A 19,027-nucleotide genomic window follows, 5' to 3' on the forward strand; every position below is an offset into this window, starting at 1 on the left:
GTCAGAACCTCGACTCATAAGTTGGATAGCCGCCCAGCTCTTCCGGCGGTTCTTCCTGGCCATCGACGGCTTTTGCCTGTTTCAGCAGGAATGAGGCCTCCTGCGCCAGACTATCGCGCAGGCTGGTGGACCCGGTCACTGCATACGCCAGCTTGGACTGCATCGTCATTTCAGCAACATCCACCAGCGCGGCATCCCATGTGGACTCGTCCTCATTACGGAAGATATAACGCAGGCGAATCACATCGACGTTAGCCAGCAGTCGGCTTCCCTCAATCCGGTAATCAATATCGTCACGTAGTTCGCCAACAGAGAGAACGCGAATCAGGTCGCCAGGCAAAGAAAACTGATAACCATACCCGAAGACAGGCGCGGCACTGACAGGTGAGAGCACAACGCGTTTTATCGCGCAGTTCCACGGGTGAGCGCGGAGTAATTTATTGCGGACAGTAGGGTAAAGGTTGGCGCAAAGACGGGCATGATCCGTGTCTTCGTCGAAATCATTTATCGGGTGAGCACCCAGCGCCAGAAGTGCGTTTGAGCAGATCGATACACTCGAAGTCATGGCAGAACCTCAGATGAAAAAAGGCCGGGGGTAGTCCCCGGCAAACACACCAGCGGCATTAAGCAACAAAATCGATGGCGACGACTTTTTTCTCGTTGGCACGGCCAGCACCATAAGACGCATCAACAGAGATCTGAATGGTGTTGTTTTTATCGCGACGTGGGCCGATATCAACGCTGTACTCAGCGCCGGTACCGAAATGCACAGCGGATTTACACCATGCGACGGCGGTTTTGGTGGTCACGGCCGGATCGCCTGCGGTCGCAGAATCCAGTTTTTCGTAAGCCAGCCACTTAAAACCAAGCCAGTTTCCGGACACAGCACCTTCCTGCAACATTTTCACCGCCATGAAGTCGGCAGAAGTCAGCGTGGTATCGCTGAGGATCTGCGTCAGCATGTCGGCGTTGTAGGTGATATACAGTTCTTCACCGTTCTGCTCATCGCACTCGTTGCGGCGGAACATCGCTTTCGCGGCGATCAGCTTGGCTTTGGTCATGCCCGTGCCACCAGCAACGATTTTTTGCGACGCAGGCAGCACCACCGGTGCGTACGCACCGCCGCTGGACGTTTTACGCATCACAGGGTCGAGCAGAGCACGATAAACAACATCGTCTTTTTTGCGGTTGGAGGCCGCCAGGGTGAGCTGCAGATATGGACCCTGCGGGTCGGCCAGCAGTTTACGCAGGTCACGTTTTTCAACTGGCACGAATACAGCGTAGTCCGCCATCAACGCATTACGGGTGCCAGCGTCTGGCAGGTCCCATACGGTGTCACCAAAACGCGTGGTGATCTGCGTCATTTCGATGGTGCCCATATCGTTAATGGTGAACGCTTCGCCGGTGATCATCCCACGGTCGTTTACCGCAGCCTGCAGGCGGGAATCCTTCTGCTGCGCGGCGATTTCGAAAGAATCATGAAACTGCGTGATAAACGCAGCGGTGATCATGTTCTTATTGGTATCAAATGACATAACAATCACTCCAGAAAATATCGCCTGCTGGGTTGTCGGTTGCCCGGCCCGATTAACACAATGCGCGTGGCGCGTACGCACTGCGGGAAAATTCAGTTATCCGGCGTCCCCGCCGGGCTGGTTGTGGGGAGATTGTTAGCGAGGTGCGCGGTCGGAATCCCGACCAAATGAAAAAGCCAGCGGGTTAGGCTGGCTTTTTGTTAGAGTGCTGAGGAGTTAGCAATCCGCATCAGGGCGAGCAACGGCACGACAGGCCGCCATGCATGCAGTCTGCATATCGGTTTTCGCGATGGCTAACCAACGACGATCGTATTCACTGTTGGTAGACAGCATTTCAATCTCAGCCAGGAAATTACGGCTAATAGCTTTCAGATCGTTCATTGCGCCGATTTCCGTCTCGGTCAGGCTGCGATATCCCTTAACGGTACTACCATCTTGTGGTTTTGCTTCGCTCACTGGTCTTTCCTCGTTTTAAGTTGTCGTGACATGTCACGCTACGGTTTGATCGCCGTAACGACGCTGGTAATACGCTTTGACCTTCGCAGATACGCGTTCGTGGTCGGCGTGTTTTGGATCCATGTAGGCCGGAGATTTCATCAGGTCGCGAATGGTCTGCTGCTCTTCGAGGTTCACATCGCCGCCCGCTGGCGCATCCTCCTGCATTTCAGCACCGACTTTAGCCAGCATGCGGATAACCATCGGGTTATTGCCGATTTCGTCAATGCGGCCTTTATCGGCGTCGTCCGCCAGAGAGTTGAACGCGCGGAAAGCCAGACCGATGTTCTGCTTAAACTCTGCGTCAGTCTTCCACACTTCGCGCAGCTGCGTGGTGGCCGCTTCCGAATCCAGCGCAGCGGCGCCACCCACCAGCTCAGGAGCGCGCTGTGCGTATTCGCCCAGGATAAAGCTCATCTGATCGTTGGTGATGCCTTTGGCGTGCGCAGTTTTCATGAAGCCCTGCATGCGCGGATCGGCTTTGAATTCTTCCCAGTTGAATCCCTCGACCTCTACCTTAGGCGCATACTCATCTGCCGTTTTCGGCGGCGCGTCGCCGCTCCCCATGCGTTTTTCAAGGTGAGTGTAATTTTCCGCCAGTTTGCGGGCAGAGCTTTCAATACTGAGTTTTCCGTCTTCGCCCATAACGCGGAATTTCTCAGGTAGCCAGTCATTAGCACCCGGTTCGCCCGCGCCGGTGCTGAGCAGAGAATTACCAGAAGGTTCGCCAGCACCAGGATTATTGCCGCCATATTCACCACCTCCGTTACCACCGCCTGGCTGTTCTGCACCCGGCTCTGCGTTCATGAATAAGTGTTTAAGCTTCCACATCGTCTTCGACTCCATCGGCCTTGTTGATTTCGCGCAGGATGTAATCCAGTACGGATCGCTGCCCTGCTCTGTAACATGTTTCCCGGTCGCCCTCGGTACCGCCGGGGACGTACGCAGCGCGCCCAAAGCGGCGCGTTAACTCTTCCAGCACCTGAGAGCCGCCAGGCATTTCCTCGAAAATGCGCTTAAAGTCCTGAGGCGTGGCCTGTTTTATTCTCATTGGTTACCTGCCAGTCGTTGCCCTATTGCCGCGCCAGCGGTCTGCCCTGCGGCTCCTGCTGCCTCGGATCCCGCCTGCATCATGAGCTGCTGCTGAGCGGCCTGCTGCTGTGCTTTCTGGCGCTGATCGCGGAGATCCGCCACAGCATCGGATGAGCGAATTACTTTTGCCGGAACGCCGAGAGCCTCAGCCACAACGCGAGTGGCTTCGTCTGTATCGATGAGGTCAACAACGTCCTGGTTGATGCCCGCGAGGTTTGCCACGTTCGCGCCGAGGCGTTCGATTGCCGTTACGTCTTCCAGCTTCTGGGCGCGTGCCAGAGGCGAGATGTAACGCACATTGAAATTGGCGTTTTGCAGGCTCTCAGGCGGCGGGGAGAAGACGCCAGCGCGGAATGCAATGCCAAAACAGCGCACCACCAGCAACTGGAGATATTCAGCCTGGAACCGGCCATACACCGGACCAAGCAGCTGGCGAATCAGCGCGACGCGCACATGCACTTCGGTGGCGGTCATGGCTGGACCGTCCTGCGGCTGCAGCTGGTCGGCCATCATGATTTTGCGGATTGACGCCTGCAGGCGGTCTTCTGCGGTAAACGCTACCTGGAAATCTGCGCCTGTCAGCAGCGGTTTCATGCTGTCGGTGCTGTTCGCCACGATGATACGGCGCGGGCCAACCTTGACCGTGCGCGGGTTGAGCACGCCGTCATCCTCGGCAATCCACATGCCGGAGATAGCCAGATCTTGCGCGGCTTTCTCCATGCGTTTGGTTTCGTTCAGCTCTTTGCAGTCCGGCAGCGCGTCGTACACCGGGCCGATGCCGTAGGAACCGCCGGGGATTTTCATCCAGCGCGGCACGCAGCACGGGAATTCGTGATAACCAGATTCGCGCACAATCTGCTTGTTGCTCACGTCGACGTTGTACGATGCAAAGCGCATGTTCTTCGCCAGGCGGGCATCGACCATGTAGGTTTCACGCGGGAAAATGCAGTGCAGGAAATCAAATTTATCGTCGGGCTTTTTCTTCGCCGCGTCGCGGATCTTCTCGCTGACCTTGTCCGCGCCGAATTCTTTGATGGCCTGCTCTGCGGTCAGCTGGTAGCGGCGGTAGATCGTGTCCACGATGCCATCCTTGCGGGTGGACGTGACATAGCACTGCGCCAGCGGCCATTGCTGGAAGGTGTAGCCGCCCTCTTCCCGGTCCTCGTCGATGTACAGGACGAACCAGCCAGCGCACACCACGTCGAGATTCGCCTCGTAGCCTTCGGCGTCGAAGTTGGCGGCGTGGATATTTTCCCAGACCAGCGTGGCGCACTCAGACAGCCAGGCTTTGGCGTCGTCCGGCAGAGATTCGCTGTCGAGGTTCAGCCATTGCGCGTTCGCCGGGGTCATGCCGGACATGAGCGCAGAGGCCAGCATGCGTGCGCTGTCGGTGGCGGTGCCGTCCAGTAGCTTCGCCACCTTGTGTTTTGCGCTCTGAGCGTCGAGCACTTCGTCAGAGAATCCCGCGCCGCGCAGCGGATAGGTGTAGTCATAGCACTCGCGCCAGACGCTTTCATGCTGCTGGCGGTTGGCTTTCAGCGTGTCGGAACGCTTAATCAGCTTAACGGCGAGTTCATCCATCAGTTACGCCCCCAGAGTGTTTTTCTGCTGCGCTGCCTGCGCACCAGAGGACAGCAGAGAGCTGCCCGAATCAGCTGCACCCTCTGCACCACTGGCGAGAAGGGACGAGCCTTTCTTGCGCTTCTTGCGCGCTGCTGCATCGGCGTTTGCCGCTTTTGCTGCTGCATCGGCAGCTGCATCCGCTTCGGCCTGCGGGTCGGTCTGCGTGACCTTTGGCGCTCCACCTCCACACATAACGATTCCCCCTCTTAGCCCGGAACGTGCCAGCCGTGCTCAGTCAGAACGGGCTTACCCGTAACCGGCTGCGGCTTGCCCTCGTCGTTCGTCACGTAGCCCAGCGGCGCGGCGGGCTCCGCCGTGGTGGCTTTTTTGACGAGCTGGAGGAATTCGAGATTGTCGGTCAGCTGCTGGTCAGCCAGGTCGGTGTAACCCAGCGTTTCAAAGCGGGCGATGATGGCCGCTCCCTTCTCGTTGATGGTACCCAGCAGAGTATTGCGCTCAGCAAGTGCGGCATCGTCCAACAGACTGGCAACGCGCTGCTGGATAACTTCCTGTTCTGCGCGCTGGCCGTCTGCGTTAAGCGTCAGGATCTCAGTCGCTGTAATTGGGGTATCAGCTACAGTCTGGTTGACAGGGGCAGAATTAAGCAATTGCCCTTCCGCCACGATATTGGTTGTATCGGTACCAGCAGTTTCCTGCCCCGGCACCTCAACGTTTTTTCTTGGTCGACCCATTTTAGTTATCTCCGGATGAATGCTGAGCGGTCATTGTTATTTGCATGTCTGGTCAGTTTCCCGACCAAAACGCGATTTCCGAAAGGTGAACCACTGGCGATGCAAGACCGTGGGTAATTTTTTTCTGTCAGAGCTGGTTGCCATGCACCAGAGCGCAATAAGTGCCTCACCATGACCGTGGCGAGGTTCTGATCCTGACTTCCAGCCCAGAACGGCAGATTTCGAAACGCCAAGTTCGTTGGCAATTTCCTGTGTCGTGAGGTTTTTTCTGGTCAGGTCGGTAATGACCCGGAACCAGTCGGTTTTGAAGGTGGCAACCAGCGGCATTTATCAGCCCCCAAAACGCGCGCGCGCGCGAACATAGAGAAGGGAAAAATCGCCCGCCGCTGTGGTGAGAAAAGAAGGTAAACAGAATATTGTTCTTTCCTGACGCTGGGCGCCATGCCACTTTTTGGTTTTTCCTGCTACCGCCAAGAGTGGAATTAAATTCTGCATAATCGCAATTCCCCCACTTCAATGGTCACCTGATCCAGTAACTCAGTCTCGGTGCCGTAATTTTTTTCCCATGTTTTCTGACCTGCGTGGATAGCAACGCCGTGCCCGCCGGTTCTGTGGTGAGGTGCGCACAGAGGTAATGTTTTTTTATGGTTTGCACGTTGGGCTATTCCCTGCCCTGTGCGTATGTGATGGATTTCTGCAGGTGATGCGCCATAGCCAAGATTTCGGCATACAACGCAACCCAGAGAGGCAACGTCTGCCAGCCAGCGTTTATCGTCGTTAGTCATGGCGATATTTCTTACGCGGCGTAGCTGAATAATTGTGAGGCTGCGTTTTCTGCGGCCTGCTGTGTTGGGAACGTGCGGTAGAGGATGAAATTCCAGAGCACATCGAGAACGGATTTGTAGAGCTGGGAAAATTCGATATCGTCCATTTTTGCGAACGATATGGATTTTGGTTCTTTGCGGGTGGTGCCGTCAGGCATTTCGTATTCGGTGTAAAAACCTGCCTGGATAGTTACCCAGGAACGGAACGCCTCAAACGATTTTACTGCGCTGATATTTCCGGCGCGTTTTTCTGCTTCGTCGCGGAGATACTGATCGGCCAGTTCCTGGAGTGTTTCTTCATGCCCGGCATAATGGGCCACCAGTTGCACATACCCACGAACCAGTTTTTTATCGGCCGGGGAAATGGTTCCGCCGGTCGGCTGCCAGTAATCAAACCCCAGATTAAGCAACGCGAAGAATTTGCGATGAAATGCCGGATTGCGCGCTTGTTTAAAGTCGGCGTAAAGCACAGCGCCCATGCGACATTTTTTTTCGATAAATTCGCGCGCTTCTGGCGTTGCCGGGATTAATACTCCGCCTGCTGATTTTACAAAAGAATACTGCGCCATTGGTTTCCCCTTTAGCGCAGCAATTGCTCAGAAATACAGGTTATCGGGTGTTCAGTCCGATGCCCTAATTATACCTTAGTTTTGTCTTTTCCGACAATGGTAAAACCAGACAATTCCGCCAGTTCAAACAACGACTTAAGTGATGCAAGGTGCTCATCATCATGAGCAGTTCGTAGGGCAGATATTTTGCCGTTTCTGAGGGTCACGAGTACGCGGCCGTTATCGGGAAGATGATCCCCAATCTCCGTTTTTTCAATCACGCCTCCCCCTCTCAAACAACTGTATAAAATTACAGTATATATACTCCCAAGTGGCAGGAAGTGCAAATCCTTAAGAGCACAAAACGTTAAAATAATTAAAAATACAAGTACGTATTGTTTTGTTTTTAAACAAAAAAACCGCCGTTTCCGGCGGTAGTATGCTTTGCTCTGCTGACTCATACTGTCAGTATGAATTTTTTCCAGCCACCTGTTATCCAGCACTGCGAATCACCTGACATGATGCAGCTTTTAACCGGAAGCGCGTCGCCGCACTTGGTGCATTTGGTGGTGCTTACACGCTTAATGCGGTTGCGCATCCGTGCATCATCCTGGCGGATCAGCAGCGCGATATACTCGGTCATGTCATACGGCGCACGACCAGGGCGCCGGCCGGCGCAGTTGCGCTCGAGCATTTCAACCTCCTGCGCATCGAGCTGCAGCTCCAGCTTGCGGTTACCGGTTTTGGCCTGGCGTGCGCGCTGCGCTTTTTTACGTTCAGCTGCGGTCTTAGCCATTAGCGCCCTCCAGTTCGGCAATGCGAGAAATCAACTTTTTCCGTTCTTCCTCCCATCGCTGTTGGCGTAACTCCATAGCTCTGGTGGCGGTATAGACACGATTCTCCATGTCGCTGTCTGCCGCCATGCAGATGACTCGCCACTCATTTGGAGTGAACTCCCTACGGTTGCCTCCCTGTTCAAGAACGATGACGCGATTATTCTCGTCACGATACACTATTGCTTGGTTTTCACTCATAGCTTAGTCCTTAACAAAGATGATCCAGTGGGTTTTGTCGTTCTTCCCGGTACGCTGGCCGATAGCGGGTTTCTCGTCTGTTAACTCCAAAATCTGGCTCACCGGGATCTGCGTTTCATTCCATTTGAAAATGAGTACGCCGTGTGGCCGCAATACGCGAAAAGCCTCTTTGAACCCCGCGCGAATGTCCGCCCGCCATGTTTTTTTGTTGAGGCGTCCGTATTTTTTACCCATCCATGCCGTTTGGCCGACACGCTCAAGGTGTGGGGGATCAAACACAACAACCGGAAACGACGCATCAGCAAACGGCAGCGAGCGGAAGTCTGCAATCAAATCAGGACGGATAACGAGGCGGCGGCCGTCGCATAATTCGTGCTCTTCGCTGCGAATATCGGCGAAGAGCGTGCGCGTATCGCGTTTATTGAACCAGAACATGCGGGAACCGCAGCACATATCCAGAACGGTTTGCTCAGCCATACTCACTCTCCTTTAGCGGTATCAGCGGCGTGGCAATAATGCGCCCCGTCAGGCTTGTGGGTTAAATCGAGCTCACGCTTGCATCGTGGGCAGACTGCGAACGGCTTGCAGCCTGCTGCAACAATCGCCTCAATAATCTGGTATTCATTGATAACTAACGGGCAGTCGATATCACCGTCCGGATAGAATGATTCAGGCAGTTTAATCTTTACTTTTTTCGCTTTCAGCTCGGCGGTCCGCTTCTCTGCGGCTTCCAGTGCTATTGATAATTGGTGAGAGCGTGCGATTTGAACATCCAACTGAGTGGCGAGATTAGAAACCATCTTCGCGATCTCGATCAGCGGCGTATCACTGCTGATTGCTTTTGCCAGTTCGTGCCCGGATTTGACTAATTCTTTGTTATTCATCGTTTAACCCTTCTCTCTGCGCGCGCCAGTAATTTAAGCGCTCTCTAAAAAACTCTCTTTGACTCTCCGGCGTTGCCTCAATTTGCTGAACGACCGCGTAACGCGTGGTTTTCTTCTCATAGAGCTGGCGAACGAGCGCGGCAGCGCGCATGTCGTAATGCTCTTTGAGCTGAAATTCCTGCGGCCATTTGGAGCGATTGAGGGGTAAGCCGGGCGGTAGGTAATCCGATTCCCCGGCCATGCCTTAATCCTTCACGCTTTTCTCTGAATGGGTGTAAAAACGAGGATCAACACTTTTCAGGGTGAAATGAGTCACCGGCATATCATCGTGACGCTCAATGCCAACGTATTTGGACTGAACCATGCGCCAGATACGCTTTTGCAGTTGGCCGGGGGTAATATTGATGTCCGGGTGATATTTTTTGATCGCAGCGAGGATGCCCTGATACGAAAGGGTTTTGCCCTTCATCAGCGCCACCAGCTTTTGTGCTGATAACTCTCCGGAGGCCTTTTGGGATTCCGCTTTTGCTTTGCGTGCAATCGGAGTGATCGACTCCAGAAGGAGGCGGCAGCGGCCCGGTGCGCCGACGCGCTGCCCGGTGAGCTTGTCGTAGTTTTCATTGCTCCCGGCACTCCAAACGGTGGCAGTCTCGCGGATTTTTACCGTTTTTTCGCCTTTAGCAGTGATAACCGTCGCAGTGTGGGTTTTGAGCCAACGCCCTGAGGTGTTAACGGCTTGCACAGGTGCTTTTTTTGTTTTCGCTACGCGATAAACAGGGTTTACCTGGATCGGGCGGGGTGCCGGAACGTAACAGGCACGATTTCTGGCACGCGCGCCAGCATTCATACGCCAGATGATTACTGGCCCCCAGTCACAACCATCATCTGCGCTGGTGGTTTTTGCATACAGTAAATCGGTCATTAGTCTTTCCTCGTTGGTTAATTAGCGCTGGTCAGGCGCGGTTAAAACGGTTCGGTGTTGTATTTGTCGGAATACCGACGCGGTTGTTTTTTGGGTTTGGCTGCCTCCAGTTGAATACGGGTTTTCTCTTTCCCGACATGTTGATCGATTGGTAAGAAATGGCCGTTCTTGAATTCCTGGTAGATCACGGTGCCAGCTGCGGCAAAGCGGCACTTACCGAGAATGACCTCAGCAACACCTGCAGCAGGGCTTTCAGGGTTATAAACCTCGTCGCGATACAGAAACAGGATGCTGTCGGCGTCCTGCTCAATAGAGCCGGAATCACGCAGGTCTGACATCACCGGGCGGCGCTGTGCTGCCGGGCGCGCATCAACGGCACGGGAGAGCTGGCTCAGCGCGAAAGTGGGCGTGTGCAGGCGCATAGCCATCGTTTTGAGGTTTCGCGAAATATGCGCAACGGCGAGATCGTTACGCTCTGCTTTTGGTTTTTTTATCAGACCAAGGTAGTCGACCATAATCATCGCTAAATGCGGGTGGCGGCGTTTGTGAGTTTCCGCAATGGCGCGGATTTGTTCGACGGTCAAATCGGTAGCGTCAACAATCCAGATATCACGATCATTGAGTGTGGCCATCGCTGATGTCAGGCGCGCCCAGTCCTCGTCATACATGTCCTGAGGGTTACGCAGCCGTGATACAGAAAGGTTTCCGGCGCCAGCCAGTGAGCGTTCAACGATCTGCGTGGCCGCCATTTCCATACTAAAAATCAGCGCGCCGCCGCCTTTGGCCGTTACCCCTTCCACCACGGTGAGCGCGAACTCTGTTTTACCCATTCCCGGGCGGCCAGCAACGACGATAAGATCCTGTGGGTTAATTCCTCCAGTGGCGCTATCGAGATCCGAAATACCCGTCAACAAATTGCGGGTCGATTCATCACCATCCATGCGTTTTTGCACGGTATCCATGTAAACAGGCAAAAGCTCGTTGATATGTACCGGCTGAATGTCGCCAGTGTCAGCAGTCATATCCAGCAGCTGCGCGACGGCGTTCTCGACCACCTGATCGCGTTGCTCCTGGTTTGCTGCCTGCCGGATGCCGTCGGCCCCCTCCTGCAGCAGTTTCGCCAGCGCCCTGCTGCGCCATGCTTTGACCATCTTCCCTGCATACCCTTTCAGGTTTGGTACTGTGGCAGGAATACGGGAAATGTCTGACAAATCGGCCAGACTTGAACCACCCAGAGCCTCGCTGATGAAAAGCATATCGATCATGCCGTTCGCCAGGGCTTGTTTTTTTATTTCGCTGAAAGCGCGGCGATGGAATCCGATGCTGAATGATTCCTCCGGCGTGCTGGCGATCACATCGAACGCATCCGGAGTGGCACCGCCATTCAGCAGGCCAGCCAGCACACAGGCTTCGAGATCCTGAGGGCTCACAGTGCACCTTCCCTTGTCTTACGCAGTGTTTCCGGTTTCATCAGGTAATCAAAACTGGCGCGCCAGCCGTCGCGGTGTTCGCCGCCAAAGTAAAAATCTGGCGCGGTATTGCGGAATTTTTCCAGGTAACCCAGAAACGCACCTGTGGTTTTATTCATCATGTGAGCCGCGAGGCGCGTAATTTTCTGGCGGCGATCAGCGTCAAGTGTCGCGGCAGGAAGTACGTCAGCGAAAATCTCGTTGTAGGCATCAACAACCGCTACCGGATCAATACTCGCCTCTGTGGTAGCCCACGCCTCAGCGTCAGCGAGATAACCGTCGAACCGGTTAACCCGGCAGATATTTGCTGGCTTAGGTGCGCCAGAGCCGCGGCGATGCCATGTAGCCAGAACCCAGCGGATAACTAACTGCAATTCGGCCAGGGTATACCCCTCACGCGTCAGGGTCGGCGTGAGCATGAGCACGAACGGTTTAACGTCACGGCAACGGGTACCGGTGCAGTCGTTATAAAACTCGAGCGCTTTTTTCGCGTCAGCGAGAATAATTTCCTCGCCCTCCCCCATTTGGGGGTTAGGGGGATCTTTAGGTTCATTGACTGGTTCAAAAGAGTGACTGGTTCTGGTGCCGCCACACGGCATAGGGGGTGTGCTTTCTGGCGGCACACCTGTGCTTTTTGACGGCATAGGGGCTATGCTTTTTGGCGGCATAGGGTTATCGAGTTTCATGTAATACAGATTCGACGCATTACCCTTACCATTTTTGACGCCAGGGCGGTTTTCTTTCACCAGCAGCCCCATAGCGATCAGCGCATCGATGTGATCACGTACAGCGCTCTTGCTGCACTCGCAATGGTCGGCAATATGTTTGTACGACGGCCAGCATTCACCGCTGTCATTGGCGTTATCAGCCAGTTTGATCAGCACCAATTTGCGGATAGGGTTTCCGGTTTTAATTGCCATCGCGCGGGCCATCAGGGTCATACTCATAATCAGATCCCCAATGTTTCAGCAATTTGACGGCATGCCGCCTGATATTCCTCAGGTGACAAATTCATTTCGCGGAGTTCTTCTTTCAGTTTTTCATACTGCGCCCAGACAGATAACGCAGCTGCGCGGCGGCCTTCGAAAATATCTTCGATGTCTTCTATGACGGCCGGTGCGCCATTCAGACGGAAGCCGTTCCGCCAGGTAATGCGGTCAATTGAATTCAGCATGTTGGTCTTTCCTCGGTACAGTTAAACGCTGGTCAGGCGCTGTGTTTCCTGGATGGCTTGTAATGCCTGGGCTATCCTCTGCGGTCTATCCCTGGCATCCAGCAGTAGCGCGATGATCGCCGCGGCAAACTCGCGTATCGCTACGCATATCAAGTGCTGAGTGGTCATTCCCAGCTGCGCGTATCGTTCTGCAGGCAGCGCCGCTTCCATAGCCTTAGCCAGCGCTCTTGTTTTGGCTCTTGCCGCTTTAGTGTCGCCACGTAACCAGCGAAAAATTTGCTGGCGGTTATTGTTTATGGCCCGCCAGTCGGCGTTACCCATTGGGTCTTCCATCTGGTGAAGCTTTACCGTGCTGGTGTTACCACCCATTCGGAACCACATACGTGTGATTTCGATGGCAACATGTTCCTGCCCGCGCTCTACGGCCCAGTTGAAGATCTCCCGTTTCAGTTCTTCGAGGTTTTCCACTTCCTTCGCGTCTCCTGTCGCTGAAAACCTGATTAGGCTTAATCAGATTTATTGGTTGCTGGTTGTTAAGCTGCTGCCCTGTCTGGAATCCCGTCTTTTGGGTTCGGATATAAATCAGGACGCAGATCATGTGGTGTTACTTGGAATTCTGTTGCAGCAGCCCATTTAAGTGCCGTGGCAGCCCCAAGTAGACACTCTCCGGAAGCAACACGGCTGACATACCCCTGGGTCCGCCCCACGAGTACGGCGAAAGCCTGTTGCCTTACACCGGATGTCTTTAAGTAAGTTTTCAGCTTCATACGTACATCCTCAGTTGTTGATTAAACCGAATATTAATAACGTTAATATTTTTAGTCAATATCAATGACCTTAGAACTTGATTAATTTTGCGAATAATATGCGCTCATGAGAAAGAAAACCCTTGATGCAGTTGAAACTGACGCAGCTAAACGTCTCCGTGAGATATGGAATGCAAAAAAAGTTACTTTGCGCCTTACTCAGGAAAAGGCGGCGGAGGCCCTTGGTTTCAGCACGCAGGCTTCGGTAAGCCATTACCTTAACGGTACGACTCCTTTAAACACGGACGCCACCCTCAAATTTGCGTCTCTGTTGGGGGTTAAGCCTGAAGCTATTCGACCAGATCTGGCCGAAATGATGAACTATGTGCGTAAGTCAGGGGATTACATTGAGGACAGAACTGGGCCTGGCTGGAAGCTTCTCAGCCCAGAACATGTGGAACTAATAACACTGTATGACAGACTTCCACAAAGCGAAAAAGAAAGGCATTTGTCTGATTTAAAAGAAAAAATACAAGATTTTGATAAGCTTTTCGAAGAGCTTTTAGCCGCCAGAAAACAATAGTCCCTCCAGCAATCTGCATCAAAACCCGGCCACCGCGCCGGGATTTTTTTTATCCATGTTTATCAATGTCATACAAAAAATATTGCCAAAATTAATATATTAATATTGACCATTTATATTAACGTTATTAATATCCAGAGCATCAACGACGCACTAACCACGCGGCAGTTGTTCAGAAAAACGTTCTGACAGTCTGGAAAGACAGGCACCAAATTCGAGGGTCGCCGCCAGTACGATGACATGCGGGAAAGACCGCAACGAATCCAAAATTGCTGTGTGTAGTCTTTGCCTCGTCTCCATGAGGGGCACTTTTTTTCACGGCAATGAATACGAGGAAAGACCAACGGGCATGACCAGCCCTGACAGCCTGGAAAGACGGGCACCAGACGTAAAAAAACCCACCGAGGTGGGCTTCTTTACCCGGGACAGTGACCAAACCACCCGGAGGTGGTACAGGGGACCAACCCTGTACCGAGGAAAGACCAACGACATGAGCCGCTGATCGGCTCGAATTATACATCAGTAAGGAGCCGCTATGGAAGCGCTACCCCTGCAGGTAACTCTGTACATTCACGCCTCAACCAATCCTCATGCCCCAGCTATTTACCCGGTAGCAACCTGTGACATGTCACAGAATTATCCGGAGCTTTATGTGCTTCTGGAAACGCGCACTATTCGCCTTGAGATAAACCAGCCAGAGCCGATCGATATCATCGGTAAACAAGTTGAGCGCCTTCAGAAGGAAAAGGCGTCAATTGTCGACCAGGCACACCAGCGCGTCGCTTTCATCGAAGACAAGATCCAGCAGCTGCTGTGCATCGACCATTCCACAATCCAGGAAAGTGACATCCCGTTTTGATAGCGGCGCCTGACCCGCGCCAGTAACCAAAGAGGAAAGACCAAGTGACAATCTCAATTTATAACTGTCTGTTTAAGCCTAAAAAATCGGCCATCAAAGATGGTGCTGTTGCGCTGGCGATCAGCGTGGAAGCGCCAAACAAAAAAATCGCTGAAAGCATCGTAACGGGTAAACTCTGGGAGCAATATCCAGCGAATGGCGATAACTTCTTCAAGCCTGAAATCTGGGAGAACACAGAAGGTCAGCCCCACCCGGAAATTGGAAAGTTTGACGAGCATTTTGCTAAATCCCACACGTTCGATGGTGAAAAGTGGATGGCAGACGCTGAACCTAATAGCGAGATGAACCATCTACCTGTAGGTAATGAAAAAGTAGACTTCATGTCCATCACGCCGCGGGAACGCTTTGCAACGGTGGTACTGTTTGGCCTCTCGAAACTGGACGGCGATCTTTATTCTCAGGTCCGCGATTATCTTGATAACCTCGAGAACACCAGCCAGTACGATGAAGAGGTTAATGACCGCTTAAATCGTTACATCCTTAATGCGATGGAAGCGCACCCGCCTGTTCACCACATGCACCAGGAAGGGCTTAATAATCTCCTGCAGGCAATTTATGTGAAGTTTGAGAACCAGTTACCCGGCGGTGCCGCGCTTTACTCGTTTATTAAAAAATGGACTGACAATCCGGGTAAGCGTGAAGAAATGCTGCCTCAGAACATCACCAGCACCAGCACCAGCACCAGCACCAGCACGGAAGATAATACCCACATTCAGGTTGCACCACAGCGCGGTTATAAACACACATATGCCACACTGGATCAGGAGATTGCTCTGGCGCTGCTGCCAATAGAACCTGCAACCACTGTCTCTGTCAGCGCCTTGCGCCAGGCGGAGAGCCTCATTGAAGAAGACCGGGCAGACTTTAAACGCTGGTCCATGGCGCTGCGCACTACTGAGCAGATCCTCAAATATTCCCGCAACACTATTTTTGGCGTGATTCAGAATGTGCCGGCGAAAGATACCCATCACTTCCCTGACTCATTGCGTCGTTACATCGACAGCTGGCTTGCCGAAAATGGTGTGCTTGAACAGGATCCCAATGATACGGAGGCAACCAGTAAATCGCTGGCAGCCGGGCGTGGAGAATATGTCGAAGGTATAAGCGACCCTGCCGATCCCAAGTGGGTGAAAACTGAAACTCAGCCCATTCCGCAAAACGCCTCAAATGAGGTGAAAAAAACGGAAGTGGTTACTGATTCACAGGCAGAGGCCGCGCGCGAAACACTCAATAAGATGGGCTACAGCGTTTACGCCAGTGAATCAGAGCAGGCTAAGAACAGCAGCGAGCAAGATACTAGTGCTGAAAAGCCAGCCCCCGAACAGGTGCAAGAAGATCCCCGCCCTAACGTTAATGACGTTGAAAAAAGTATCACCGAGCGTACAGGTTCCGAGCTTGAAAATCTCGACCTGTGGAAACGCGTTTTTAAAACTGATGAACGTTTTACCAAACAGTTTACTCAGAACGGTGGCGGCACATCGATCAACGGCACATACATGACGATGCTGGCTACCCGTGAATTTGGACCGAAAGGTATTGGCTGGGGGGTTGATATTCTCGAAGAGCGTTTTGACGATGGAGCGCCGATAACCCGCACAGTAAAAGGCCAGGACGGGAACAATACATGGGAGCTTATTCCAGACGGCATTGGCGGCTACCTCACAGAGAAACATCACGTTATTAAGATCCGTCTCTGGTATGTGCGCGATGGCGTGCGCGGTGAAGAGATTTCATTCGGATGCACCCCTTATCTCTACGGGAGCAAATACGGCCCGATATGCGACGGTGAGGCAACAAAGAAATCGCTCACCGACGCCACGAAAAAGGCGCTCTCTTCCCTCGGTTTTAGCGCAGATATCTTTATGGGCCTCTACGATAACCCTGAATATCGGCAGAAAAACAAAGAAGAATTCGCCCTTAAAATCGCCAGCGATAATGCAGAAGATGCTGCGCGCTTGCGCCAGGAGCTGGACGACAAACTTACGCGGGTGGCAAACACGCTGGCAACCGGTGTCTCTGCCAACGAACTGACCAAAGTATTCGCATCAATCGCCCGCGAAGTGGAGGTGCACCGTAAAGATGCTGAGGCTAAAGGCGACAGCCAGCATGCCAGTTACCTGAGTAAACGTCTGCGACGCCTGACCACCATCAAAGACGAGCGCCTTAAAGAACTGAACAAAGCCCAGGAGAAAACAGCATGAGCAACGTAACTGCAATCGCATTAGCAAATAACTATTCCAGCCTGTTGAACCTGCTGGAGACCTCCGACGAACTGACACCTGAAATGATCGCCGACACCCTGGGAGGGATTGAAGGTGAACTGGCTGATCGTCTTGATGCTGTTATGGTGGTGGCACGCAATAACCTGGGCCACGCGAAAACCTGCGAAGAAGAAATGAAACGTCTGGCTGAGCGTAAAAAGTCATTCGAAAATAAAGACAAGCACCTGCGTAAATATATCCTGTCATGCCTGTTAGGCGCTGGCCTGGATAAACTGAAAACGCCAAGAAACACGTTTACTGCTCGTCAGGGTGCAGTAAACGTTGTGATCGATAACGTCGATGCTTTACCTGATGACATGGTGTCAGTGCAGACAGTGATAGCCCCTGATAAAAAGGCAATCAAAGAAGCGATAGAAGCCGCCTCCGCAGCAGCAACACAAATCCAAGCCGATGGCGGTGAAGTTCCGGAAGAATTGCTTAACCCGGTACCAGGTGCACATCTGGAAGTCGGCGAACGTTCATTACAGGTGCGCTAATCATGCTGAAACTGACTCTCAAAAGAGGTGATGCGGTACACGTGGTGTTTCCGGATGGAACAAACGGGATCATCGAAGCGCGTAGCCGGAGCGAACTGGGGTTACATCTTCCGGAGAACGTCAAGGTTACACGTGAGAAAGCAGCGTTTATGGATGGGAACCTGATTAAGCGTAATCAGAAATAATCTCTCACTGCCGATAGCATTGTGGCCCCACTTAACCAACGGAGGCCACAATGCTGCACTGGCAACCCGGAGCAATCCTGCTCTCAGACTTTGATACCAAGATCGGAAAATTATCAGCGAGCGTACGAAAGAAGACCCTGACCACGTCAGATATCGAACGCGCCTGTAGTGACGCTGACGATGCGATATACCGCATGTTGAGGAAAGACCATGAGACACGATCACGACATTATCACCAGAGAAGAGATGATAGAACTGACGGGGACTCCGCTTAAATCAAAACAATGCGATGCTCTGCGTCGAGCCGGGATATTCTTTATGGAAAGAGCGGACGGCCACCCTAAAACAACATGGGGGCATTTTATGAACCCCATAAAATACCGCAACCAGGAAATCACCCCGGTGCGCGAAGATGAAGAACCAGATTTCGGAGCCGTATTTGATGGCCGGAAAGCGTAAAAACCCTGCCGATAGCTGGATGCCGCCGCGGGTATATCGCGGAAAAGCAGCCTATGAGTTTCGGACCAAAGATAATAAAGCTGTACGCCTGTGCTCACTTGAAGAAACTCAGGCAGCTGTCTGGCTGGCATTCGAGAAAGCTGTGGGCGAAGAAGTAAGGAAAAATACATTCCAAACCCTCGCGGATATGTTTATGACCTCTCCCGACTTTATGGATTTGTCACCGGAGACCAGAAAGGATTACACAAAATATTCAGGTAAGGTATTACCTGTTTTTGGCAAAACAGACCCCAACAAAATAAAGCCCGAGCACATTCGGCGTTATATGGATCAGCGTGGTATTTCCAGCCGAACACAGGCAAACAGGGAAAAGAGTTTCCTTTCGCGGGTATTCCGTTGGGGCTACGAACGTGGGTATGTGGAAAGAAACCCATGTCAGGGGGTTAAGCAATTCAAGGAGGTATCACGCGAGCGATATGTTACGGATGAAGAATACAATGCTGTGTATGAGGTTGGGGCTGATGTGGTCCGTGCCACAATGGAGATCGCTTACTTATGCGTTGCCAGGCAGAGCGATGTCCTGTCTTTAAATGAAGAGCAGATCAGCGATATGGGGATATTTATCCGCCAGGGTAAAACTGGAGTGAAGCAGATCAAGGCATGGACACCCCGTTTACGCGCAGCGGTTTCGCTGGCGCGCGCACTGCCTCTAAAGCCAGGCATACGGAGTATGTTTCTTATCCATCAACCCAGCGGAAGCAAATACACACGCGATGGTTTTAACTCGCGCTGGCGTGAGGCAAAGCTGGCAGCTCAGGCTAAATACCCTCACCTGTCGATTGATTTTACTTTCCACGATCTGAAAGCAAAAGGTATCTCTGATCTCGAGGGTAGCCTCGAAGAGAAACAGGCAATCTCCGGCCATAAAAATTCGAGACAAACAGCAATTTATGACAGGAAGGTAAAAGTAGTGCCGGTAGTCGGAGGGCAAAAGAACTGATTGGATATGCGTTCGACGAAAATTCATCTTCGGACGCATCTTCGGAAAAGCAAATTTCAGTCATAAAAAAACCACCTTTCGGTGG

General features: G+C 52.7%; 31 protein-coding genes. 7 read left to right on the plus strand and 24 right to left on the minus strand.

What is annotated here, in order from left to right:
* Position 1: 1 nt before the first annotated feature.
* The 24 genes from ACQG1K_RS13580 to ACQG1K_RS13695 form a co-directional block, all read right to left on the minus strand.
* Positions 2 to 565: a hypothetical protein gene (locus ACQG1K_RS13580; RefSeq protein WP_059346967.1), complete on the minus strand. Its 564-nt coding sequence runs from the start codon at positions 563 to 565 to the stop codon at positions 2 to 4.
* 58 nt (positions 566 to 623) lie between these two features.
* Complete coding sequence (locus ACQG1K_RS13585; protein ID WP_367074245.1) at positions 624 to 1,535, minus strand: phage capsid protein; 912 nt, start codon at positions 1,533 to 1,535, stop codon at positions 624 to 626.
* 216 nt (positions 1,536 to 1,751) lie between these two features.
* A complete protein-coding gene (locus ACQG1K_RS13590; protein ID WP_054830271.1) occupies positions 1,752 to 1,991 on the minus strand; it encodes a DUF7681 family protein in 240 nt (79 codons plus the stop codon).
* 33 nt (positions 1,992 to 2,024) lie between these two features.
* Complete coding sequence (locus ACQG1K_RS13595; RefSeq protein WP_367074243.1) at positions 2,025 to 2,861, minus strand: hypothetical protein; 837 nt, start codon at positions 2,859 to 2,861, stop codon at positions 2,025 to 2,027.
* Positions 2,848 to 3,081: a hypothetical protein gene (locus ACQG1K_RS13600; protein WP_001619031.1), complete on the minus strand. Its 234-nt coding sequence runs from the start codon at positions 3,079 to 3,081 to the stop codon at positions 2,848 to 2,850. The genes ACQG1K_RS13595 and ACQG1K_RS13600 overlap by 14 nt, the downstream gene beginning before the upstream one ends.
* Entirely contained in the window at positions 3,078 to 4,703 is a 1,626-nt protein-coding gene (locus ACQG1K_RS13605) for a portal protein (RefSeq protein WP_367074241.1), read from the minus strand. The genes ACQG1K_RS13600 and ACQG1K_RS13605 overlap by 4 nt, the downstream gene beginning before the upstream one ends.
* 3 nt (positions 4,704 to 4,706) lie before the next feature.
* Positions 4,707 to 4,937: a hypothetical protein gene (locus tag ACQG1K_RS13610; protein WP_023305508.1), complete on the minus strand. Its 231-nt coding sequence runs from the start codon at positions 4,935 to 4,937 to the stop codon at positions 4,707 to 4,709.
* 14 nt (positions 4,938 to 4,951) lie between these two features.
* A complete protein-coding gene (locus ACQG1K_RS13615; protein ID WP_059346970.1) occupies positions 4,952 to 5,437 on the minus strand; it encodes a hypothetical protein in 486 nt (161 codons plus the stop codon).
* 36 nt (positions 5,438 to 5,473) lie between these two features.
* A complete protein-coding gene (locus tag ACQG1K_RS13620) occupies positions 5,474 to 5,764 on the minus strand; it encodes a hypothetical protein (protein ID WP_054830278.1) in 291 nt (96 codons plus the stop codon).
* Positions 5,765 to 5,767: 3 nt separating this feature from the next.
* On the minus strand, positions 5,768 to 5,932 hold the full coding sequence (locus ACQG1K_RS13625) for a hypothetical protein (protein ID WP_155616775.1): 165 nt from the start codon (positions 5,930 to 5,932) through the stop codon (positions 5,768 to 5,770).
* On the minus strand, positions 5,920 to 6,222 hold the full coding sequence (locus tag ACQG1K_RS13630; RefSeq protein ID WP_071886559.1) for a Ref family recombination enhancement nuclease: 303 nt from the start codon (positions 6,220 to 6,222) through the stop codon (positions 5,920 to 5,922). The genes ACQG1K_RS13625 and ACQG1K_RS13630 overlap by 13 nt, the downstream gene beginning before the upstream one ends.
* 11 nt (positions 6,223 to 6,233) lie before the next feature.
* Positions 6,234 to 6,830: a DUF1367 family protein gene (locus ACQG1K_RS13635; RefSeq protein WP_054830279.1), complete on the minus strand. Its 597-nt coding sequence runs from the start codon at positions 6,828 to 6,830 to the stop codon at positions 6,234 to 6,236.
* 68 nt (positions 6,831 to 6,898) lie between these two features.
* Positions 6,899 to 7,312, minus strand: coding sequence for a hypothetical protein (locus ACQG1K_RS13640; RefSeq protein WP_426759373.1), 414 nt, complete (start codon positions 7,310 to 7,312; stop codon positions 6,899 to 6,901).
* Positions 7,267 to 7,605 carry a hypothetical protein gene (locus ACQG1K_RS13645; RefSeq protein WP_059346971.1) on the minus strand — a complete coding sequence of 113 codons (339 nt, stop codon included), beginning with the start codon at positions 7,603 to 7,605 and terminating at the stop codon, positions 7,267 to 7,269. The genes ACQG1K_RS13640 and ACQG1K_RS13645 overlap by 46 nt, the downstream gene beginning before the upstream one ends.
* Positions 7,598 to 7,843, minus strand: coding sequence for a hypothetical protein (locus ACQG1K_RS13650; protein WP_054830280.1), 246 nt, complete (start codon positions 7,841 to 7,843; stop codon positions 7,598 to 7,600). The genes ACQG1K_RS13645 and ACQG1K_RS13650 overlap by 8 nt, the downstream gene beginning before the upstream one ends.
* A gap of 3 nt (positions 7,844 to 7,846) precedes the next feature.
* Positions 7,847 to 8,320, minus strand: coding sequence for a class I SAM-dependent methyltransferase (locus tag ACQG1K_RS13655; RefSeq protein WP_367074237.1), 474 nt, complete (start codon positions 8,318 to 8,320; stop codon positions 7,847 to 7,849).
* 2 nt (positions 8,321 to 8,322) lie between these two features.
* Positions 8,323 to 8,727 (minus strand): hypothetical protein, encoded by a 405-nt coding sequence (locus ACQG1K_RS13660; protein WP_059346972.1) that lies wholly within the window; start codon positions 8,725 to 8,727, stop codon positions 8,323 to 8,325.
* Entirely contained in the window at positions 8,720 to 8,968 is a 249-nt protein-coding gene (locus tag ACQG1K_RS13665; protein WP_367074235.1) for a hypothetical protein, read from the minus strand. The genes ACQG1K_RS13660 and ACQG1K_RS13665 overlap by 8 nt, the downstream gene beginning before the upstream one ends.
* A 3-nt stretch (positions 8,969 to 8,971) precedes the next feature.
* Complete coding sequence (locus tag ACQG1K_RS13670; RefSeq protein WP_059346974.1) at positions 8,972 to 9,649, minus strand: hypothetical protein; 678 nt, start codon at positions 9,647 to 9,649, stop codon at positions 8,972 to 8,974.
* Positions 9,650 to 9,690: 41 nt separating this feature from the next.
* Positions 9,691 to 11,079, minus strand: coding sequence for a replicative DNA helicase (locus tag ACQG1K_RS13675; RefSeq protein ID WP_065420221.1), 1,389 nt, complete (start codon positions 11,077 to 11,079; stop codon positions 9,691 to 9,693).
* Positions 11,076 to 12,065, minus strand: a complete 990-nt coding sequence (locus ACQG1K_RS13680; protein ID WP_059346975.1) for a helix-turn-helix domain-containing protein — start codon at positions 12,063 to 12,065, stop codon at positions 11,076 to 11,078. The genes ACQG1K_RS13675 and ACQG1K_RS13680 overlap by 4 nt, the downstream gene beginning before the upstream one ends.
* A 2-nt stretch (positions 12,066 to 12,067) precedes the next feature.
* Positions 12,068 to 12,292 carry a hypothetical protein gene (locus tag ACQG1K_RS13685; RefSeq protein WP_150343351.1) on the minus strand — a complete coding sequence of 75 codons (225 nt, stop codon included), beginning with the start codon at positions 12,290 to 12,292 and terminating at the stop codon, positions 12,068 to 12,070.
* A gap of 21 nt (positions 12,293 to 12,313) precedes the next feature.
* Positions 12,314 to 12,760, minus strand: coding sequence for a toxin YdaT family protein (locus ACQG1K_RS13690; protein ID WP_017384468.1), 447 nt, complete (start codon positions 12,758 to 12,760; stop codon positions 12,314 to 12,316).
* 65 nt (positions 12,761 to 12,825) lie between these two features.
* Complete coding sequence (locus tag ACQG1K_RS13695) at positions 12,826 to 13,059, minus strand: YdaS family helix-turn-helix protein (protein ID WP_057067936.1); 234 nt, start codon at positions 13,057 to 13,059, stop codon at positions 12,826 to 12,828.
* 106 nt (positions 13,060 to 13,165) lie between these two features.
* On the opposite strand from ACQG1K_RS13695, the gene ACQG1K_RS13700 reads away from it, so the two are divergent.
* The 7 genes from ACQG1K_RS13700 to ACQG1K_RS13730 all read left to right on the plus strand — a co-directional run bounded on the left by ACQG1K_RS13700 (position 13,166) and on the right by ACQG1K_RS13730 (position 18,942).
* Positions 13,166 to 13,621, plus strand: a complete 456-nt coding sequence (locus tag ACQG1K_RS13700) for a helix-turn-helix domain-containing protein (protein WP_057067674.1) — start codon at positions 13,166 to 13,168, stop codon at positions 13,619 to 13,621.
* A 535-nt stretch (positions 13,622 to 14,156) separates the two neighbouring features.
* Positions 14,157 to 14,480: a hypothetical protein gene (locus tag ACQG1K_RS13705; protein ID WP_150343348.1), complete on the plus strand. Its 324-nt coding sequence runs from the start codon at positions 14,157 to 14,159 to the stop codon at positions 14,478 to 14,480.
* A gap of 50 nt (positions 14,481 to 14,530) precedes the next feature.
* Positions 14,531 to 16,741 carry a hypothetical protein gene (locus ACQG1K_RS13710; RefSeq protein WP_367074634.1) on the plus strand — a complete coding sequence of 737 codons (2,211 nt, stop codon included), beginning with the start codon at positions 14,531 to 14,533 and terminating at the stop codon, positions 16,739 to 16,741.
* Complete coding sequence (locus ACQG1K_RS13715; protein ID WP_367074231.1) at positions 16,738 to 17,298, plus strand: siphovirus Gp157 family protein; 561 nt, start codon at positions 16,738 to 16,740, stop codon at positions 17,296 to 17,298. The genes ACQG1K_RS13710 and ACQG1K_RS13715 overlap by 4 nt, the downstream gene beginning before the upstream one ends.
* Positions 17,299 to 17,300: 2 nt before the next feature.
* Positions 17,301 to 17,483, plus strand: coding sequence for a hypothetical protein (locus tag ACQG1K_RS13720; RefSeq protein WP_367074230.1), 183 nt, complete (start codon positions 17,301 to 17,303; stop codon positions 17,481 to 17,483).
* Between the two features lie 210 nt (positions 17,484 to 17,693).
* Positions 17,694 to 17,942, plus strand: a complete 249-nt coding sequence (locus tag ACQG1K_RS13725; RefSeq protein ID WP_032609568.1) for a DUF4224 domain-containing protein — start codon at positions 17,694 to 17,696, stop codon at positions 17,940 to 17,942.
* Positions 17,926 to 18,942, plus strand: a complete 1,017-nt coding sequence (locus tag ACQG1K_RS13730) for a tyrosine-type recombinase/integrase (RefSeq protein ID WP_367074632.1) — start codon at positions 17,926 to 17,928, stop codon at positions 18,940 to 18,942. The genes ACQG1K_RS13725 and ACQG1K_RS13730 overlap by 17 nt, the downstream gene beginning before the upstream one ends.
* Positions 18,943 to 19,027: the final 85 nt, after the last annotated feature.

This window comes from Enterobacter cloacae complex sp. 402C9, assembly GCF_050030745.1.
In the GTDB taxonomy this organism is placed as follows: domain Bacteria; phylum Pseudomonadota; class Gammaproteobacteria; order Enterobacterales; family Enterobacteriaceae; genus Enterobacter; species Enterobacter intestinihominis.

Coding starts and splice junctions, on each gene's coding strand:
- ACQG1K_RS13580 (WP_059346967.1), bottom strand. CDS start 565: ATGACTTCGAGTGTATCGATCTGCTCAAACGCACTTCTGGCGCTGGGT.
- ACQG1K_RS13585 (WP_367074245.1), bottom strand. CDS start 1,535: ATGTCATTTGATACCAATAAGAACATGATCACCGCTGCGTTTATCACG.
- ACQG1K_RS13595 (WP_367074243.1), bottom strand. CDS start 2,861: ATGTGGAAGCTTAAACACTTATTCATGAACGCAGAGCCGGGTGCAGAA.
- ACQG1K_RS13600 (WP_001619031.1), bottom strand. CDS start 3,081: ATGAGAATAAAACAGGCCACGCCTCAGGACTTTAAGCGCATTTTCGAG.
- ACQG1K_RS13605 (WP_367074241.1), bottom strand. CDS start 4,703: ATGGATGAACTCGCCGTTAAGCTGATTAAGCGTTCCGACACGCTGAAA.
- ACQG1K_RS13610 (WP_023305508.1), bottom strand. CDS start 4,937: ATGTGTGGAGGTGGAGCGCCAAAGGTCACGCAGACCGACCCGCAGGCC.
- ACQG1K_RS13615 (WP_059346970.1), bottom strand. CDS start 5,437: ATGGGTCGACCAAGAAAAAACGTTGAGGTGCCGGGGCAGGAAACTGCT.
- ACQG1K_RS13620 (WP_054830278.1), bottom strand. CDS start 5,764: ATGCCGCTGGTTGCCACCTTCAAAACCGACTGGTTCCGGGTCATTACC.
- ACQG1K_RS13625 (WP_155616775.1), bottom strand. CDS start 5,932: ATGCAGAATTTAATTCCACTCTTGGCGGTAGCAGGAAAAACCAAAAAG.
- ACQG1K_RS13630 (WP_071886559.1), bottom strand. CDS start 6,222: ATGACTAACGACGATAAACGCTGGCTGGCAGACGTTGCCTCTCTGGGT.
- ACQG1K_RS13635 (WP_054830279.1), bottom strand. CDS start 6,830: ATGGCGCAGTATTCTTTTGTAAAATCAGCAGGCGGAGTATTAATCCCG.
- ACQG1K_RS13645 (WP_059346971.1), bottom strand. CDS start 7,605: ATGGCTAAGACCGCAGCTGAACGTAAAAAAGCGCAGCGCGCACGCCAG.
- ACQG1K_RS13650 (WP_054830280.1), bottom strand. CDS start 7,843: ATGAGTGAAAACCAAGCAATAGTGTATCGTGACGAGAATAATCGCGTC.
- ACQG1K_RS13655 (WP_367074237.1), bottom strand. CDS start 8,320: ATGGCTGAGCAAACCGTTCTGGATATGTGCTGCGGTTCCCGCATGTTC.
- ACQG1K_RS13660 (WP_059346972.1), bottom strand. CDS start 8,727: ATGAATAACAAAGAATTAGTCAAATCCGGGCACGAACTGGCAAAAGCA.
- ACQG1K_RS13665 (WP_367074235.1), bottom strand. CDS start 8,968: ATGGCCGGGGAATCGGATTACCTACCGCCCGGCTTACCCCTCAATCGC.
- ACQG1K_RS13670 (WP_059346974.1), bottom strand. CDS start 9,649: ATGACCGATTTACTGTATGCAAAAACCACCAGCGCAGATGATGGTTGT.
- ACQG1K_RS13680 (WP_059346975.1), bottom strand. CDS start 12,065: ATGAGTATGACCCTGATGGCCCGCGCGATGGCAATTAAAACCGGAAAC.
- ACQG1K_RS13685 (WP_150343351.1), bottom strand. CDS start 12,292: ATGCTGAATTCAATTGACCGCATTACCTGGCGGAACGGCTTCCGTCTG.
- ACQG1K_RS13695 (WP_057067936.1), bottom strand. CDS start 13,059: ATGAAGCTGAAAACTTACTTAAAGACATCCGGTGTAAGGCAACAGGCT.
- ACQG1K_RS13700 (WP_057067674.1), top strand. CDS start 13,166: ATGAGAAAGAAAACCCTTGATGCAGTTGAAACTGACGCAGCTAAACGT.
- ACQG1K_RS13705 (WP_150343348.1), top strand. CDS start 14,157: ATGGAAGCGCTACCCCTGCAGGTAACTCTGTACATTCACGCCTCAACC.
- ACQG1K_RS13715 (WP_367074231.1), top strand. CDS start 16,738: ATGAGCAACGTAACTGCAATCGCATTAGCAAATAACTATTCCAGCCTG.
- ACQG1K_RS13720 (WP_367074230.1), top strand. CDS start 17,301: ATGCTGAAACTGACTCTCAAAAGAGGTGATGCGGTACACGTGGTGTTT.
- ACQG1K_RS13725 (WP_032609568.1), top strand. CDS start 17,694: ATGAGACACGATCACGACATTATCACCAGAGAAGAGATGATAGAACTG.
- ACQG1K_RS13730 (WP_367074632.1), top strand. CDS start 17,926: ATGGCCGGAAAGCGTAAAAACCCTGCCGATAGCTGGATGCCGCCGCGG.